Annotated in this window: 11 protein-coding genes and 1 other RNA gene; 9 read left to right on the forward strand and 3 right to left on the reverse strand. The window is 42.1% G+C overall.

The genetic code is table 11. The features are described 5' to 3' along the window. From kdpB to AAGC65_RS00230, 6 genes are all read left to right on the forward strand, one after another. Window positions 1-2,028 carry a potassium-transporting ATPase subunit KdpB gene (gene kdpB / locus AAGC65_RS00205; RefSeq protein ID WP_343110378.1) on the forward strand — a complete coding sequence of 676 codons (2,028 nt, stop codon included), beginning with the start codon at window positions 1-3 and terminating at the stop codon, window positions 2,026-2,028. Between the two features lie 112 nt (window positions 2,029-2,140). Continuing rightward, window positions 2,141-2,710 (forward strand): K(+)-transporting ATPase subunit C, encoded by a 570-nt coding sequence (locus AAGC65_RS00210; protein ID WP_343110379.1) that lies wholly within the window; start codon window positions 2,141-2,143, stop codon window positions 2,708-2,710. A gap of 9 nt (window positions 2,711-2,719) precedes the next feature. Further along, a complete protein-coding gene (locus AAGC65_RS00215; RefSeq protein ID WP_343110380.1) occupies window positions 2,720-3,796 on the forward strand; it encodes a porin in 1,077 nt (358 codons plus the stop codon). A 78-nt stretch (window positions 3,797-3,874) separates the two neighbouring features. Next, the gene (locus AAGC65_RS00220) at window positions 3,875-5,002 is read left to right on the forward strand and encodes a sensor protein KdpD (protein ID WP_343110381.1); all 1,128 of its coding nucleotides are present in this window, start codon (window positions 3,875-3,877) and stop codon (window positions 5,000-5,002) included. A gap of 26 nt (window positions 5,003-5,028) precedes the next feature. Continuing rightward, entirely contained in the window at window positions 5,029-6,699 is a 1,671-nt protein-coding gene (locus AAGC65_RS00225; RefSeq protein ID WP_343110382.1) for an ATP-binding protein, read from the forward strand. 3 nt (window positions 6,700-6,702) lie between these two features. After that, window positions 6,703-8,067: a sigma-54 dependent transcriptional regulator gene (locus AAGC65_RS00230; protein ID WP_343110383.1), complete on the forward strand. Its 1,365-nt coding sequence runs from the start codon at window positions 6,703-6,705 to the stop codon at window positions 8,065-8,067. Window positions 8,068-8,341: 274 nt separating this feature from the next. On the opposite strand, the gene ssrA is transcribed toward AAGC65_RS00230, so the two are convergent. The 3 genes from ssrA to AAGC65_RS00245 all read right to left on the reverse strand — a co-directional run bounded on the left by ssrA (window position 8,342) and on the right by AAGC65_RS00245 (window position 10,582). After that, window positions 8,342-8,709: a transfer-messenger RNA gene (gene ssrA, locus AAGC65_RS00235) on the reverse strand. A gap of 105 nt (window positions 8,710-8,814) precedes the next feature. Next, window positions 8,815-10,041 carry a pyridoxal phosphate-dependent aminotransferase gene (locus AAGC65_RS00240; RefSeq protein ID WP_343110384.1) on the reverse strand — a complete coding sequence of 409 codons (1,227 nt, stop codon included), beginning with the start codon at window positions 10,039-10,041 and terminating at the stop codon, window positions 8,815-8,817. A gap of 142 nt (window positions 10,042-10,183) precedes the next feature. Then, window positions 10,184-10,582: a DUF1573 domain-containing protein gene (locus AAGC65_RS00245; protein WP_290322319.1), complete on the reverse strand. Its 399-nt coding sequence runs from the start codon at window positions 10,580-10,582 to the stop codon at window positions 10,184-10,186. A 134-nt stretch (window positions 10,583-10,716) separates the two neighbouring features. On the opposite strand from AAGC65_RS00245, the gene AAGC65_RS00250 reads away from it, so the two are divergent. From AAGC65_RS00250 to AAGC65_RS00260, 3 genes are all read left to right on the forward strand, one after another. Continuing rightward, window positions 10,717-13,149 carry a thiamine pyrophosphate-dependent enzyme gene (locus tag AAGC65_RS00250; RefSeq protein WP_343110385.1) on the forward strand — a complete coding sequence of 811 codons (2,433 nt, stop codon included), beginning with the start codon at window positions 10,717-10,719 and terminating at the stop codon, window positions 13,147-13,149. A 79-nt stretch (window positions 13,150-13,228) separates the two neighbouring features. Next, on the forward strand, window positions 13,229-13,810 hold the full coding sequence (locus AAGC65_RS00255) for a nitroreductase (protein WP_343110386.1): 582 nt from the start codon (window positions 13,229-13,231) through the stop codon (window positions 13,808-13,810). Window positions 13,811-14,022: 212 nt separating this feature from the next. Next, a complete protein-coding gene (locus AAGC65_RS00260; protein WP_343110387.1) occupies window positions 14,023-14,808 on the forward strand; it encodes a murein L,D-transpeptidase catalytic domain family protein in 786 nt (261 codons plus the stop codon). Window positions 14,809-14,856: the final 48 nt, after the last annotated feature.

The following is a 14,856-nucleotide window of genomic DNA, read 5'->3' on the forward strand; positions in this document are numbered from 1 at the left end:
ATGAAAACTCAAAATACATTATTTCAGGCCGACCAGGTGAAATACGCGCTTGGCCAGTCGTTCGTAAAACTAAATCCGCGTATCCTTTTCCGTAACCCGGTGATGTTTACCGTGGAGATAGGTACCGCTATTATGCTGGTAGTAAGCGTTTACTCTGCTACTCATCGTGACCAGGGCAGTTTCGGTTATAATTTTACCGTATTCATTATCCTTTTCTTAACCGTGTTGTTTGCCAATTTTGCCGAGGCCATTGCCGAGGCACGTGGCAAAGCCCAGGCCGAAAGCCTGCGCAAAACGCGCGAAGAAACACCAGCCCGCCTGCTGATAAATGGCAAGGAGCAGCGCATCATGTCATCGCAATTGAAAAAAGGTGATGTATTCATTTGTGAAACAGGCGACAATATTCCGTCGGACGGTGAGATCATTGAAGGGATTGCAACCATTGATGAATCAGCCATTACCGGCGAATCGGCACCCGTGATCCGCGAGTCGGGCGGTGATAAGTCATCCGTAACAGGCGGTACCAAGGTATTGTCAGACCGTATTATTGTACAGGTTACCACTCAGCCTGGCGAAAGCTTTCTGGATAAAATGATTGCCCTGGTGGAGGGTGCTTCCCGGCAGAAAACGCCTAACGAGATTGCCTTAACCATTCTGTTGGCCAGTTTTACGCTCATTTTCGTAATTGTATGCGTTACTTTAAAGCCTTTTGGTGATTATGCCAATACGCCAATCACGATAGCTGCATTCATTTCCCTGTTTGTTTGCCTGATACCTACAACCATAGGAGGACTACTATCAGCCATTGGTATAGCCGGTATGGACAGGGCGTTGCGCGCAAACGTGATCACTAAATCTGGCAAAGCTGTAGAAACAGCCGGAGACCTTGACACCCTGCTGTTAGATAAAACCGGAACCATTACTATCGGTAACCGTAAGGCTACCAATTTTTGGCCCATTACCGGCGTAGCTGAGGCTGATTTTGTAAAAGCTTGTGTATTGAGTTCTTTGGCAGATGAAACTCCAGAAGGAAAATCTATTGTTGAACTGGCCGGTCAGGGTACAACAGCCCCGGTAATTACTGCGCCTAAAAACTCTGTGTTTATCAAATTTACAGCCGAAACACGTTCCAGTGGTTTAGACACCGTGGATGGACAACGCATCCGTAAAGGCGCCTTTGATTCTATCCGGAATATAGCACTGAAAGCGGGTAACGTTGTAGTACCCGAGGTAGAGGATCGTGTAAAGCAGATAGCCTCAAATGGCGGCACACCGCTGGTAGTATCCCAAAATGAGCAAATTTTAGGTGTTATTGAGCTGCAGGATATTATCAAGCCCGGTATTACCGAACGTTTTGAGCGCTTACGTAAAATGGGTGTAAAAACAGTAATGGTAACAGGTGATAACCCGCTTACTGCCAAATTTATTGCTACCAAAGCCGGTGTGGATGATTTTATTGCCGAAGCCAAGCCCGAAGACAAGATGAACTATATCAAAATGGAACAACAGGGCGGCAAGTTAGTGGCCATGATGGGCGATGGTACCAATGATGCTCCGGCGCTTGCCCAGGCGGATGTTGGTGTAGCCATGAATAGCGGAACACAAGCTGCCAAGGAAGCCGGTAACATGGTTGATCTGGATAACGACCCAACCAAACTCATCGAAATCGTGGAAATTGGCAAGCAGTTGCTCATGACGCGAGGTACGCTTACTACGTTCTCCATAGCCAATGATGTAGCCAAATATTTTGCTATAGTTCCGGCGCTGTTCATGGTATCTATCCCGGCACTAAAAGCTTTAAATATTATGGATCTGCACAGCCCGCAGTCGGCGATCCTGTCAGCAGTGATCTTTAATGCCATCATTATACCATTATTGATACCGTTGGCTTTGCGTGGGGTGGAATATAAGCCCATTGGCGCAAGCGCATTGCTGAGAAGAAACCTTCTTATTTACGGTTTAGGCGGTATCATTATACCATTCATCGGTATAAAATTGATTGACGTAGTTGTAGCATTATTTATATAAAACAAAATGAGCCAGGAACGTGGGGTATGGATTTAGGGCGACGGATAAGCTTTAATTACCATCCGTAACAAGCCTCACGTTTCCAAACTCATCTCTAAAAATAATTGACAAAATGAAAACATATTTGTTGCCATCCGCTAAACTTACCCTGATACTCATCGTATTATTAGCCGGCATATATCCCTTAGTTATAGCCGGTATCGGTAAGTTTACACCAGGCAAAGGTGATGGCGAGACTATCACTTATAAAGGCCGCGTAGTTGGCTATGCCAACATTGGCCAAAAATTTACCAAAGACGAATATTTCTGGTCGCGACCTTCGGCTGTAGACTATAATGCCGCCGGTTCGGGCGGTTCAAATAAAGGCCCGTCTAACCCGGATTACCTAAAACAGGTAGAAGTACGTATCGACACTTTTCTGAAACATAATCCCGGTGTAAACCGCGCACAGATCCCTGCTGAGCTGGTTACTGCATCAGGTAGTGGACTTGATCCTAACCTTTCACCGGGTGGTGCCAGGATCCAGGCCGCCCGCATAGCCCGCGTACGTGACGTGAATGTAAATGTCGTTCTGAAACTCGTTGATCAGCATGTGCAGGCTCCGTTATTGGGCTTGTTCGGCCCCGCAAAAGTGAATGTGCTGCAGCTCAATGTAGCACTGGATGAGATGAAGAATAAATAAGTATAGCGAATGATGAAAAAAGTACTCGCAGGATTATTGATGATCGCCGCCCTGCCGGCAATGGCTCAGGATACCAAAACACCGCCGCTTACCGTAAGCGGCTATTTGGAAACATATTATAACTACGATTTTAACCGCCCGGTAAATAATACGGTTCCGGCTTTTCTTTACAATTTTAACAGAGCCAACGAGGTTAATCTTAATCTCGGGCTGATCCAGGCATCGTATAATACCGAAAAGGTGCGTGCAAACGTGGCCCTGGCAGTTGGCACTTATATGAACGCTAACTATGCTGCCGAAAGCGGAGTGATGAAAAATGTATACCAGGCTAATGTTGGCTTCAGGCTATCAGCAAAAAGTAACCTTTGGCTTGATGCCGGTATTATGCCATCACATATCGGTTGGGAGAGCGCCATTGGTAAAGATAATTTAACGCTGAGCCGCAGCATTGCCGCCGAAAACTCTCCTTATTTTGAAAGCGATGCTAAATTAGGTTACACTTCACCAAGCGGCAAATGGTACCTGAGCGCTATGGTATTAAATGGCTGGCAGCATATTCAGCGGCCGGATGGTAATACTACACCCGCATTCGGCACGCAGGTTACATTTAAACCGTCTGATCATGTAACACTCAACAGCAGTTCCTTTATCGGTAATGATAAACCTGATAGTCTGCGCCGGATGCGTTATTTTCATGATCTGTATGGCACGTTTCAGTTTAGTGATAAATGGTCGGCCATTGCTGGATTTGATATTGGCGCTGAACAAAAAGAAAAGGGTTCGTCCGGTATGTATATCTGGTATACGCCTAACCTGATTGTCAGGTATGCAGTTTCTAAAACTTTGGCTGTTGCCGCTCGTGGTGAATATTACCATGATCCGAATGCCGTTATTGTAAGCACGGGTAGGAATGGCTTACGAAGCTGGGGATATTCTGTCAATGTTGATTATCATATTTTCGATAACCTGCTTTGGCGTGTAGAACTGCGCGACCTTAATAGTCACGATGATATTTTTGTTAAGCGCAGCGGTGAAAGCACGAATAACAATCTTTTTGTCACAACGGCATTAGCATTTAATTTTTAACCGTTCGGCCTCTTATATTTTTTTTAGCCCGGATTGTACCTCTGCTTTCAGAGGTACAATTTCCTTTTTTTATAAATAATGGAAAATAATCAGGATAACAACGTTCAGCATTTCCTCGATTTGATACAACGGTCAAGACGTGGAAAATTCAAAGTTTACATCGGCATGAGCGCGGGTGTAGGGAAAACCTACAGAATGCTGCAGGAGGCGCATGCGTTGCTACGAAGCGGTATTGATGTTAAGATAGGATACATTGAAACCCATAACCGCAAGGAAACACAAGACCTGATAGCAGGATTGCCGGTTATACCGCGCCGGCAGGTGTTTTATCGAGGTAAACAGCTGGAGGAGATGGACCTGCAGGCTGCATTGACCTTACGCCCGGAAATCGTGATTGTTGACGAACTGGCGCATTCCAATATCGAAGGCAGCAAAAATGAAAAACGCTGGCAGGATGTGGTGGAACTGCTCGATGCCGGCATAAACGTGATCACCGCTGTTAACATTCAACATATGGAAAGCCTTAACCAGGATGTTAAAGAGATAACCGGCGTTGAGGTATCCGAACGTGTGCCCGATAGTGTATTGGCCCAGGCGGACGAGGTGGTGAATATCGATTTGACATCTGATGAGTTGATCGTGCGTTTAAAGGAAGGGAAAATCTATACCAATGATAAGATCGATCATGCCCTCCGGAACTTTTTTCAAAGCGAAAAGATTCTGCAGCTTCGGGAACTGGCGTTGAAGGAGGTTGCCTCACAGGTTGAACGAAAAATACAAACGGAAGTGCCCGGATTAATGCAAGCCCGACGCGAGCGATTAATGTACTGTATCAGTACAAATAATGATACGGCTAAGCTAATTATCCGCAAAACGGCACGGCTGGCCACTTATTATAATGCCAAATGGTTTGTGCTTTATATTCAAACTCCCAAAGAGTCTGTAGATAGGATAGGCCTGGCCGATCAGCGGCACCTGATCAATAACTTTAAACTGGCAGCGCAAATGGGCGCAGAAGTGGTACGTGTAACCAGTAAGGTTGTAGCCAGTGGTATTGTTAAGGCAGCAGCTGATAAACAGATCACAACCCTTTGCATGGGGAAACCTCACATTTCGTTATTGAGTATCATCCTCAAGACAGCTACCTTTAACCAGTTATTGGTAACCCTCGGCAAAATGGATATCGACTTAGTTATACTTTCATGAAGATCACGACCATAAAAACCAAGCTTATGCTTGGGTTAACGTTTCTGTTTATTGTTATTATCAGCTTTGGCGGTCTGGGTATTTATTTTGTAAACCGGCTAAGTAATGACACCGGCAAAATCCTGAAAGATAATCAGATTAGCGTAGAATACTGCGGCCAGATGTTAAAAGCCCTTGATCAAATACAGCAGGATCCGGATCAGATAGCTGTATTTGAAAAGAACCTCCGGTTAGAGGAAAACAATATTACTGAACCAGGCGAATTTCAGGCTACAGCTCAGGTACGTGCATTGTTTGAACTGTTGAAGAGGGACCCGGCGGCCTTTACACAGTTTGGTGGAATGCATAAAGCCATTTTTAAAATTGATGATGTCAATGAAATTGCCATTATCCATAAAAATGCAAAAGCGGTAGCCACTGCCAGGCAGGCTACCGCCTGGCTCACCATCATTTTTACTGTACTTAGCCTGGCCGCGTTTTCATTTGTCATCAACTTTCCGGGAATTATTTCAAGACCGGTAAAGGAGCTGAATGCGGGTATTCTGGAAATCGCTAATAAAAATTACAGCGCAAGGGTTCACCTGAAACAGCAGGATGAATTTGGCAGGCTGGCAGATACTTTTAATACAATGGCCGGAAAGCTGGATGAGTATGAGCATAGTAACCTGGCCGAGATCAAAGCGGAAAAAGGCCGCATAGAGGCCATTATCAATAAGATGAATGATGGCATCATCGGTTTTAACAACCGCAACGAGATCCTGTTTCTGAACTCGGCTGCCGAAGGCTTATTTGGCTTAAAGGAAAAGGATATTACCGGTAAGTATGCGGCCGATATAGCCATTCAAAACGATTTGTTGCGGACAGTACTGCAAAACGAATCAAGCAAACAGCTCAAGATATACCTGGATAATAAGGAAAGCTTTTTTGTGCAGGAGTCAATCTCTATCCAAACGGATGGCATTACCTGGGGACGCGTTGTTATCCTCCGTAATATTACGCCCTACAAGGAGCTGGATGCTGCCAAAACTAATTTCATAGCCACCATATCCCATGAGTTGAAGATACCGCTGTTTGCTATTACCATGAGCACACAGTTGCTGGAAGACAAACGCGTTGGTGAATTAAACAAAGACCAGGCAGAAATACTGGGAACCATTACCAAAAATACGGAACGCCTGCTAAAGATCACCGGTGAGTTATTGAATTTATCGCAGATTGAAACCGGGCAAATCCAGCTGAAAAAAGAACCTGTATTGCCGGAAATCCTTGTGATAAAAGCGGTACAGGCGGTTAAACAACAGGCCGCTCAAAAGAACATCGTTATACAGGAGGCCGTAGCCAAAAACCTGCCACCCGTTAACCTGGACGATGAAAAAACAGTTTGGGTACTTATTAACTTTTTGAATAACGCCATCAAATTTTCTTCAGAGGGGAGCACTATAATAATTAAGGCTGTCAAAGAAAAAGATATTGTACAATTTAGTGTTATAGACCAGGGCCGGGGCATTGAAGAACAATATGTATCGCGTGTATTCGATAAATATTTCCAGGTGCCGGGCAGTAACGAAAAATCGGGTACAGGCCTGGGGCTTTCTATTTCAAAAGAATTTATTGAAGCGCAAGGCGGCAAAATTTGGGTAAACAGTAACTTTGGGGAAGGCAGTGCTTTTGGTTTCAATATCTTAATCAATACTTAAAACATGACCACCACTAATCATATTATTGCGCAAATACTTATTATTGAAGATGAAACTGATGTGCGACAACTACTTAAGAGGGTATTGTCACTTGAAGGATTTTCTGTATTGGAGGCGGAGAACTTAAAAACTGCTACAAAGGTGCTCGAAAGAGAAAACATTGACGTAGTGTTATGCGATGTGAAACTGCCCGATGGTAACGGTGTAGAATTTATCCCTGGTATCAAAGTCAAAAATCCTTACGCAGAGGTTATCATGCTAACCGCTTATGGTAATATTCCTGATAGTGTGCAGTCCATTAAAAACGGCGCGTTTGATTATCTGACCAAGGCAAATGATAACCAACGCATATTACCATTACTTTACCGTGCACTGGAAAAAGTAAAGCTGGAGAAGCGTGTAGCACAATTGGAGAAAGAAGCTATTGAACGCTATGCCGGTTTTGATTCCATCATAGGCAATTCCCTTGCCATTTCGCAGGCAAAAACACTTGCCCGGCAGGCTGCGGCAACAGATGCTCCTATATTGCTATTAGGCGAAACAGGTACAGGTAAAGAAATTTTTGCACAGGCAATACATTCTGCTAGTAAACGGAAAACACAAACCTTTTTGGGTTTAAACTGCAGCGCTTTTAGTAAGGAACTTTTGGAAAGTGAACTTTTCGGTCACAAGGCCGGGGCATTTACAGGGGCTGCTAAAGATAAGAAAGGACTGATAGAAGAAGCTGACAACGGTACCCTTTTTCTGGATGAGATAGGCGAAATGACTATGGATCTGCAAGCCAAGTTGCTGCGCGTGCTCGAAACCAGCGAATTTATTAAAGTGGGGGATACCCGGCAGATTAGAGTAAACATTCGCGTTATTGCAGCAACTAACAGAAATATTAAGCAGGAAATTAGCCAGGGAAAATTCAGGGAAGACCTTTATTATCGGCTGAACCTGGTCACTATCAATTTGCCACCTTTGAGAGACAGGCAAGAAGATATTCCTCAACTGGCCGACTTTTTTCTGAAAAAATTAACCCGCGACGCCTATCAGCATGTAAAAGGTATGACACCTGCGTATATCGAAAAATTAAGGAGCAACGAATGGCGAGGTAACATTCGCGAACTTCGAAACGTTATGGAGCGTTCGCTGATCGTATGCCAGAGCAGTGAGTTAAATGTCGATAACCTTCCTGTAGAAATGCAATACCACGGTGCTGCGCATGACGGCGCAATTTCGGCTTTTGATCTGGCAAGTATAGAGCGTTTGCATATACAGCGCGTACTACATTATACTAAACAAAATAAAACCCAGGCAGCCAGGCTGCTGAACATCAGTCAGGCAACACTTTACCGGAAAATTGATGAATATAGGCTTGATTAATATAAAAACCTCGTCAAAAGACCGCTGTTGGTTTCCAGTAAAAGTTTAGAAACTACTATTGTTAGGGCTAATTTCTCAAAATGAAATTTTGAAAGTAATATCGATGAGTGCGGAGGGAACGTGAAAAATCACATAATAGGCTCACTGTCAATATCAAGATTTTTGATTCTGCTCACCAGATTGCCGTTCAACGGCGAACAAATGACACCAAAATGCAACAAAAAAACCCTCAAACGTAGCGTTTGAAGGGTTTTAGTGATGTTTGATACCGTTTTCGTGGAGCCGGAGGGATTCGAACCCTCGTCCAAACATGGTATAAGGTAAGCTTTCTACATGCTTAGCTTCTGTTTAATTGTAGGGAAGGGGAAGGTCAGTCGCTTACCTGTACCGTCTTCCTTAGGTGCTTTATCTCACCCGCTATGCACACCTTAAGCAGGCCAGTTCCGTTTTTCGATGCCCCGATTGCCGATTCAACAGAACGGAAAACCGGCGGGACAAAAGCTATTTAATTCTAAATTAAGCAGCTAAGGCGTAGTTATTTTCGCCATTTGTAAGTTTGAGCGTTCAGATTTAAGCGCTAATTCACCCAACGCGCTGCATGCTTACTTACTTATCTCCATCCTGTCAATTCCGGTCGACCCCATTTTAAATTTGCAGTTCACAACAACAGTTGGTTGAAAAGTATGCAAATATACGGAAAAAGTTGTTGTTAATGGGTTGGCATAATTAAAACTTAGGCTAAAATAACTACTTGCTTTCCGAAAGCTGATTTTGATCAATAGTCCTGCCAGGGTAAACCTTTAATGCTTTTTCCAAACAGATCATAGCATTTTGCAGATCTTCGATTTTCAGAACATAGGCCATACGTACCTCATTGTTGCCAGCTCCGGGGGTACTGTAAAACCCCGTAGCAGGTGCCATCATAACTGTTTGATTCTCGTAGCTAAATGTTTCCAGCATCCATTGGCAAAAAGTATCCGCATTATCAATTGGTAACTTTGCAACAACATAAAAAGCTCCGCCAGGATTAGGGCAGTAAACACCATCAATACGGTTTAGTGCGCTAACCAAAGTGTCTCGGCGACTGGTATATTCCTTGTTTACAGCTTTAAAATAACTATCGGGAGTGTCAACAGCAGCAGTACCGGCAATTTGTTCAACCATACCGGCGCTTAAGCGGGCTTGTGCAAATTTTAAACCGGCACTTAAAACTTCTTTGTTCTTAGTGATCAGACATCCTAATCTTGCCCCACAGGCACTATAACGCTTACTTACAGTGTCCACTACAATTACGTTCTCATCTAAGCCTTCGAGGTGCATCGGAGATATAAACTCACGTCCATCGTAACAGAACTCCCGATATGCTTCATCTGAAAATAAATATAAATCATATTTCAAAGCCAATGTTTTTAACTCATCAAGCTCTTCTTTAGAATATAAATATCCGGTTGGATTGTTAGGATTGCAAATAATAATCGCCTTTGTTTTATCAGTTATCAATTTTTCAAATTCACTGATAGGAGGTAAAGCAAAGCCATTATCAATAAAAGAAAGTATTGGTTTAACTACAATGTCGCTCTGGCTGGCAAATCCGTTATAATTAGCATAAAAAGGCTCAGGGATGATCACCTCATCACCCTGATCAAGGCAAGCCATCATAGCAATTGATATGGCTTCAGATCCGCCCGCGGTTACAATAATATTGTCGGGAGTAATATTGTAACCCCATTTATTATAATATTCTGTAAGCTTTTTGCGATACTCAAGTGTGCCTTCAGATGGAGTATAGGCCCAAATTTTAAAATCAATATTTTTTATGGCATTTAACATGCCTTCCGGTGTTTCAATATCAGGCTGACCTATATTTAAATGATAAACCTTTTTGCCCTCCAATTTAGCTTTATCAGCATATGGAGTTAATTTACGAATAGGAGATGCGGGCATTCGCTGCCCTTTTTGAGATATCTTTGGCATGTGCAAAATTAATAAAAAAAGAAAGTAATGCCCATTTTATATAATCTTGTAAATCAAAAAAGCCCCATCATTGATGGAGCTTTTAAATACTTTTAGTTTCCTTGCCTTGCAAGGCATTAGGTTCAAATCAAACTTAGGTTAATTATTTGCTTGATGCTGGTTTAGCTACCACTTCGCCAATAATGTTTAAATACTTTTCTGGGGTTACCGCATTTGATTTAACAACTATGGTTTTGTTAAATGGTGCAGCAGCAGCAGCATTGTAAGTGATTTTAATAGTGCCTTTTTCACCACCTTTTACAGGAGTTTTAGTATAATCAGCAATTGTACAGCCACAGGTTGGTCTAACCTCGGTTAAAATAAGAGGCTCTTTGCCAACGTTAGTAAATTCAAATACAGTGGTTACAGGAGTGCCTTGAGGTATTTTACCAAAGTCGTGTTTTTCTTCGTTGAATTTAAACTCGGCTTTTTGGCTATCCTGTGCTGAGGCAGTAAAGGCAAAACCTAATATTACTGCGCAAATCATTAATATTTTTTTCATATGTTTATTTGATTAATACAAATATATAAGGTTTAATGTAATTTAAAAACTATTCGCAAAACTCTATGTTTTATTGTTTGTATTCTAATTACAGAATAGAATTTTATAATTTTACCGTCTAAACGAAATTATATATGCCCGAAACTACCATACGTGCAACCAGTAAATTTAATACCGCTGAGCTGAGTTTTGATGATTTCAAAAAAATTGTGATTAATGATTATCGTATTGGTTATGAGAGCAGGCAGGCCAGTATTATAGGCAGGAGGGAGGTTTTAACAGGCAAAGCAAAGTTTGGAATATTTGGAGATGGTAAGGAAGTTGCCCAGTTAGCAATGGCTAAGGCATTTCGTGCCGGAGACTGGCGCGCAGGATACTATCGTGATCAAACTTTTATGTTTGCTACGGGTATGAGTAATTTGAAAGAGTTTTTTGCTCAATTATACGCTAACCCTGATATAGAAAAAGATCCTGCATCTGCAGGCAGGCAAATGAATTGCCATTATGCTACCAGGTTTGTAAATGCAGATGGCAGTTGGGTTAACCAGGCCGAAACAATGAATTGCTCGTCGGATATTTCAACTACCGGTGGTCATATGCCTCGTTTGCTTGGCTTGGCTTATGCATCAAAATTATATCGCCAAAACAAAGAGCTTGAATACCTAAATCAATTTTCTGTAAGCGGCAATGAGGTTGCCTTTGGTTCTATAGGTAACGGCTCAACTTCTGAAGGTTTGTTTTTTGAAACCTTTAATGCCGCAGGAGTGCTGCAAGTACCTATGGCTATTTCTGTTTGGGACGATGCGTATGCTATTTCGGTACCGGCCAAATTACAAACTACCAAAGAGGATATTTCAGAAATATTGAAAGGCTTTCAGCGCGAAAAAGATACCAATGGATACGAAATATTTAAGGTAAGGGGCTGGGATTATATTGCACTTTGCGAAACTTACGAACGTGCCATTGCCATATGCCGTGAGCAGCATGTTCCGGTGTTGATCCACGTTGTTGAAATGACTCAGCCACAAGGGCACTCTACTTCAGGATCGCACGAGCGCTATAAAACCAAGGAACGTCTTGCCTGGGAAGATGAGCACGATTGCTTACTCAAAATGCGCGAATGGATGATAGCATCAGCCATTTCAACAGAAGAAGAACTAAATGAACTGGAAAACGAAGCTAAAAAATATGTTCGTGAATGCCAGCGTGAGGCAGCTGCTGAATTGCTTGATATCATAAAAACTGAATTGTTGGAGGCTGCCCAATTAATTGATAATGTGGCTTACCAGGTTACTGCGAAAGATGAAATTTTAAATATTTCATCTGCTTTACGTTCAAGTTATGATGCCGGCCGTAAAGATGTGATTTCTGCTATCCGCAAAACTTTAAGGCTTACTGTAAATGAAAACGTTCAGGAAAGACAGTCATTGCTCAATTGGTTCAACGCCGAAATGGTTAAAAATAACGAACGTTTTAATTCAAAGTTATTTTCAGAAACACCGCAATCGCCATTAAATGTGCCAGTTGTGCCTGTTATATATAATGATGATGCACGTGTTTTGGATGGCCGTGAAGTGCTAAATGCTTGTTTTGATGCCAATTTTGACCGTGATAAAAGTATTGTAGCTTTTGGTGAGGATGTTGGTGCCATAGGTGATGTTAACCAGGGATTTGCCGGTTTGCAAGGTAAATATGGCGATTTACGTATCACTGATACCGGTATTCGTGAAACTACCATAGTTGGGCAGGGTATGGGATTGGCTATGCGTGGCTTACGGCCAATAGCTGAGATACAATATCTTGATTATTTGATATATGCAATGACTGTTTTGTGCGATGATATAGCGAGTTTAAGTTATCGTACACGCGGCGGTCAAAAGGCTCCTTTGATTATCCGTACCAGAGGCCATAGGCTTGAAGGTATATGGCATTCTGGCTCACCAATGGGCTTAATTGTAAATTCTATGCGTGGCTTTCATATCTGTGTACCTCGTAATATGACGCAAGCTGCCGGTATGTATAATACCTTGCTTAGAGGCGACGAACCTGCCATTGTTATTGAAAGCTTGAACGGTTATCGCCTAAAAGAAAAATTGCCAGCAAATGTTGGCGAATTTACAGTTCCGCTTGGCAAGGCCGAGATATTGAAAGCTGGCGCGGACGTCACCGTTGTTTCGTATGGATCAACCTTGCGCCTGGTATTAGAAGCTGCTGAAGAGTTGGAAACGATGGGCATCCATATCGAAGTTATTGATCCTCAAACATTATATCCTTTTGATTTAGACAATGTTTGTGGTGATTCATTAAAGAAAACAAGCAAATTACTGGTTATTGATGAGGATGTTCCCGGAGCAGCATCAGCTTACATTACCCAAAAAATTATAGAGACCGAAAACGGCTATTATTCACTTGATGCACAGCCCAGAACGCTAACCGCGAAAGAACACCGTCCACCTTATGGCTCTGATGGTGATTATTTTAGCAAGCCCTCTGTCGATGACATTATTGAAGCAGTTTATGCTATTATGAATGAAGCCAATCCTTCAAAATATCCTGCGATTTTTTAAGCGCAGGATATTTTAAATCTCACCGGCAATTTTTTTCTCTCGGGCTCATTTAAGTTTTTATCTATCTGAATATATCAACATGGATTCTATCGCATTTACCACTATATCAAATATTATCAAAACTCGTCGCTCAGTTAAACCTGTAATGATGAACGGTCATAAAATACCGAACGGGCACGTTGCCGCATTGCTTGAACTTGCTGATTGGGCTCCAACCCACGGATATACTGAACCCTGGCGCTTCACAGTATATGAAAATCCTGCAGAATTTTGCAGAGAGCATGCTGAAATATATAAGCGTGGAGTTGGTGCAGAAAACTTTAACGAAAACACCTATTACAATCTGCAGCATCAGGGTGATAAAGTATCTCATGTAATTGTGGCAACAATGAAACGAGGTGATCTGCCTAAAATTCCTCCATTTGAAGAAGTAGCTGCAGTTTCAAGTGCTATTCAAAATATTTTGCTTGGTGCTACCGCTTTAAATATGGCATCGTTCTGGAGTACCGGAGGGGCTATTTTGAAGCCTGGTATGAAAGAATTTTTACAGTTACGAGAAGCGGATAATGTGCTTGGTGTACTCTATTTAGGCTATGCGGATCAGTATCCGGAAGGCAGAAGAAATACTCCCCTTGAAGAAAAGATAGTATGGGTTAAATAATAAACCCAACTTTTTCCCGTTTTTTATCGTAAAACAATGCTTTGATTGCTTCTATTTAAAAATATTTTCATTTTAATATAGTTATACGTAGAAAATATTTTTGATTGAACAAAAAATGATATATTAGTGATTGATCGGCTCCTAATCTGATCAATCATTGTAAACCTGTTACTAATTTAACTAATTGATTAATTTAAACTCAAACACAAAGTATGAGGAAACATTTTTGGTGCGTTACATTGGCGGTAGTATTGTTGTCGGGGACGGTTGTTAGTTGGAGATCCGTAGGTGGAAACGAATCAGATGGTAAAGTCAATTCAACTCTTAATGCAAAAGAATTATTTAACCAGTATGTAAATAATTTATATCAAACGGCTGGTTTGCAACAGTCGGGTTTAGCTTTTGATGTATTTGAAAAGGCCGTTACCGGCTATACTAATTTAAGGCTGGCTCACAAGTTACCTGTAAATAGCGAGGTGCTGACTGTTGTTGATTTTACCAAATCAAGTCGCGAAAAACGCATGTGGATAGTTGATCTGATAACCAAGCAATTATTGCTTAATACATGGGTTGCGCATGGGCAGGGAAGTGGTGAAGAAATGGCCAGTAGTTTCTCAGATCGTAACGATTCACATCAAAGTAGTTTAGGTTTTTATCTTACTGATAATGTTTACATGGGTAAACATGGTCGCTCATTACGATTAGACGGTATGGACCCCGGTTTTAACGGAAATGCCCGGATGCGTGATATTGTAATTCATGCGGCCAACTATGTAAGCCAGGCTGCTATTGATCGTAAAGGTTATGTCGGGCGCAGTTTTGGTTGCCCGGCAGTATCTCCCAAAGTGGTAAATCAGGTAATCAATACCATTAAGGATAAAACAGTTCTTTTTATCAATGGCAATGACGAGCGTTACAGTTCAAACTATCTGGATGAAACCGGGCCGCTAAATTTTATTGCTGCCGATACTGCTGCTTTTGATCTGGCCAGACTTTAATATTATCTTAAGCGTATAAAACAAATGCTCGGCTCTTTGGCCGGGCAT

Origin of the sequence: Mucilaginibacter sp., from assembly GCF_039207105.1 — a bacterium.
Taxonomy (GTDB): Bacteria; Bacteroidota; Bacteroidia; order Sphingobacteriales; family Sphingobacteriaceae; genus Mucilaginibacter.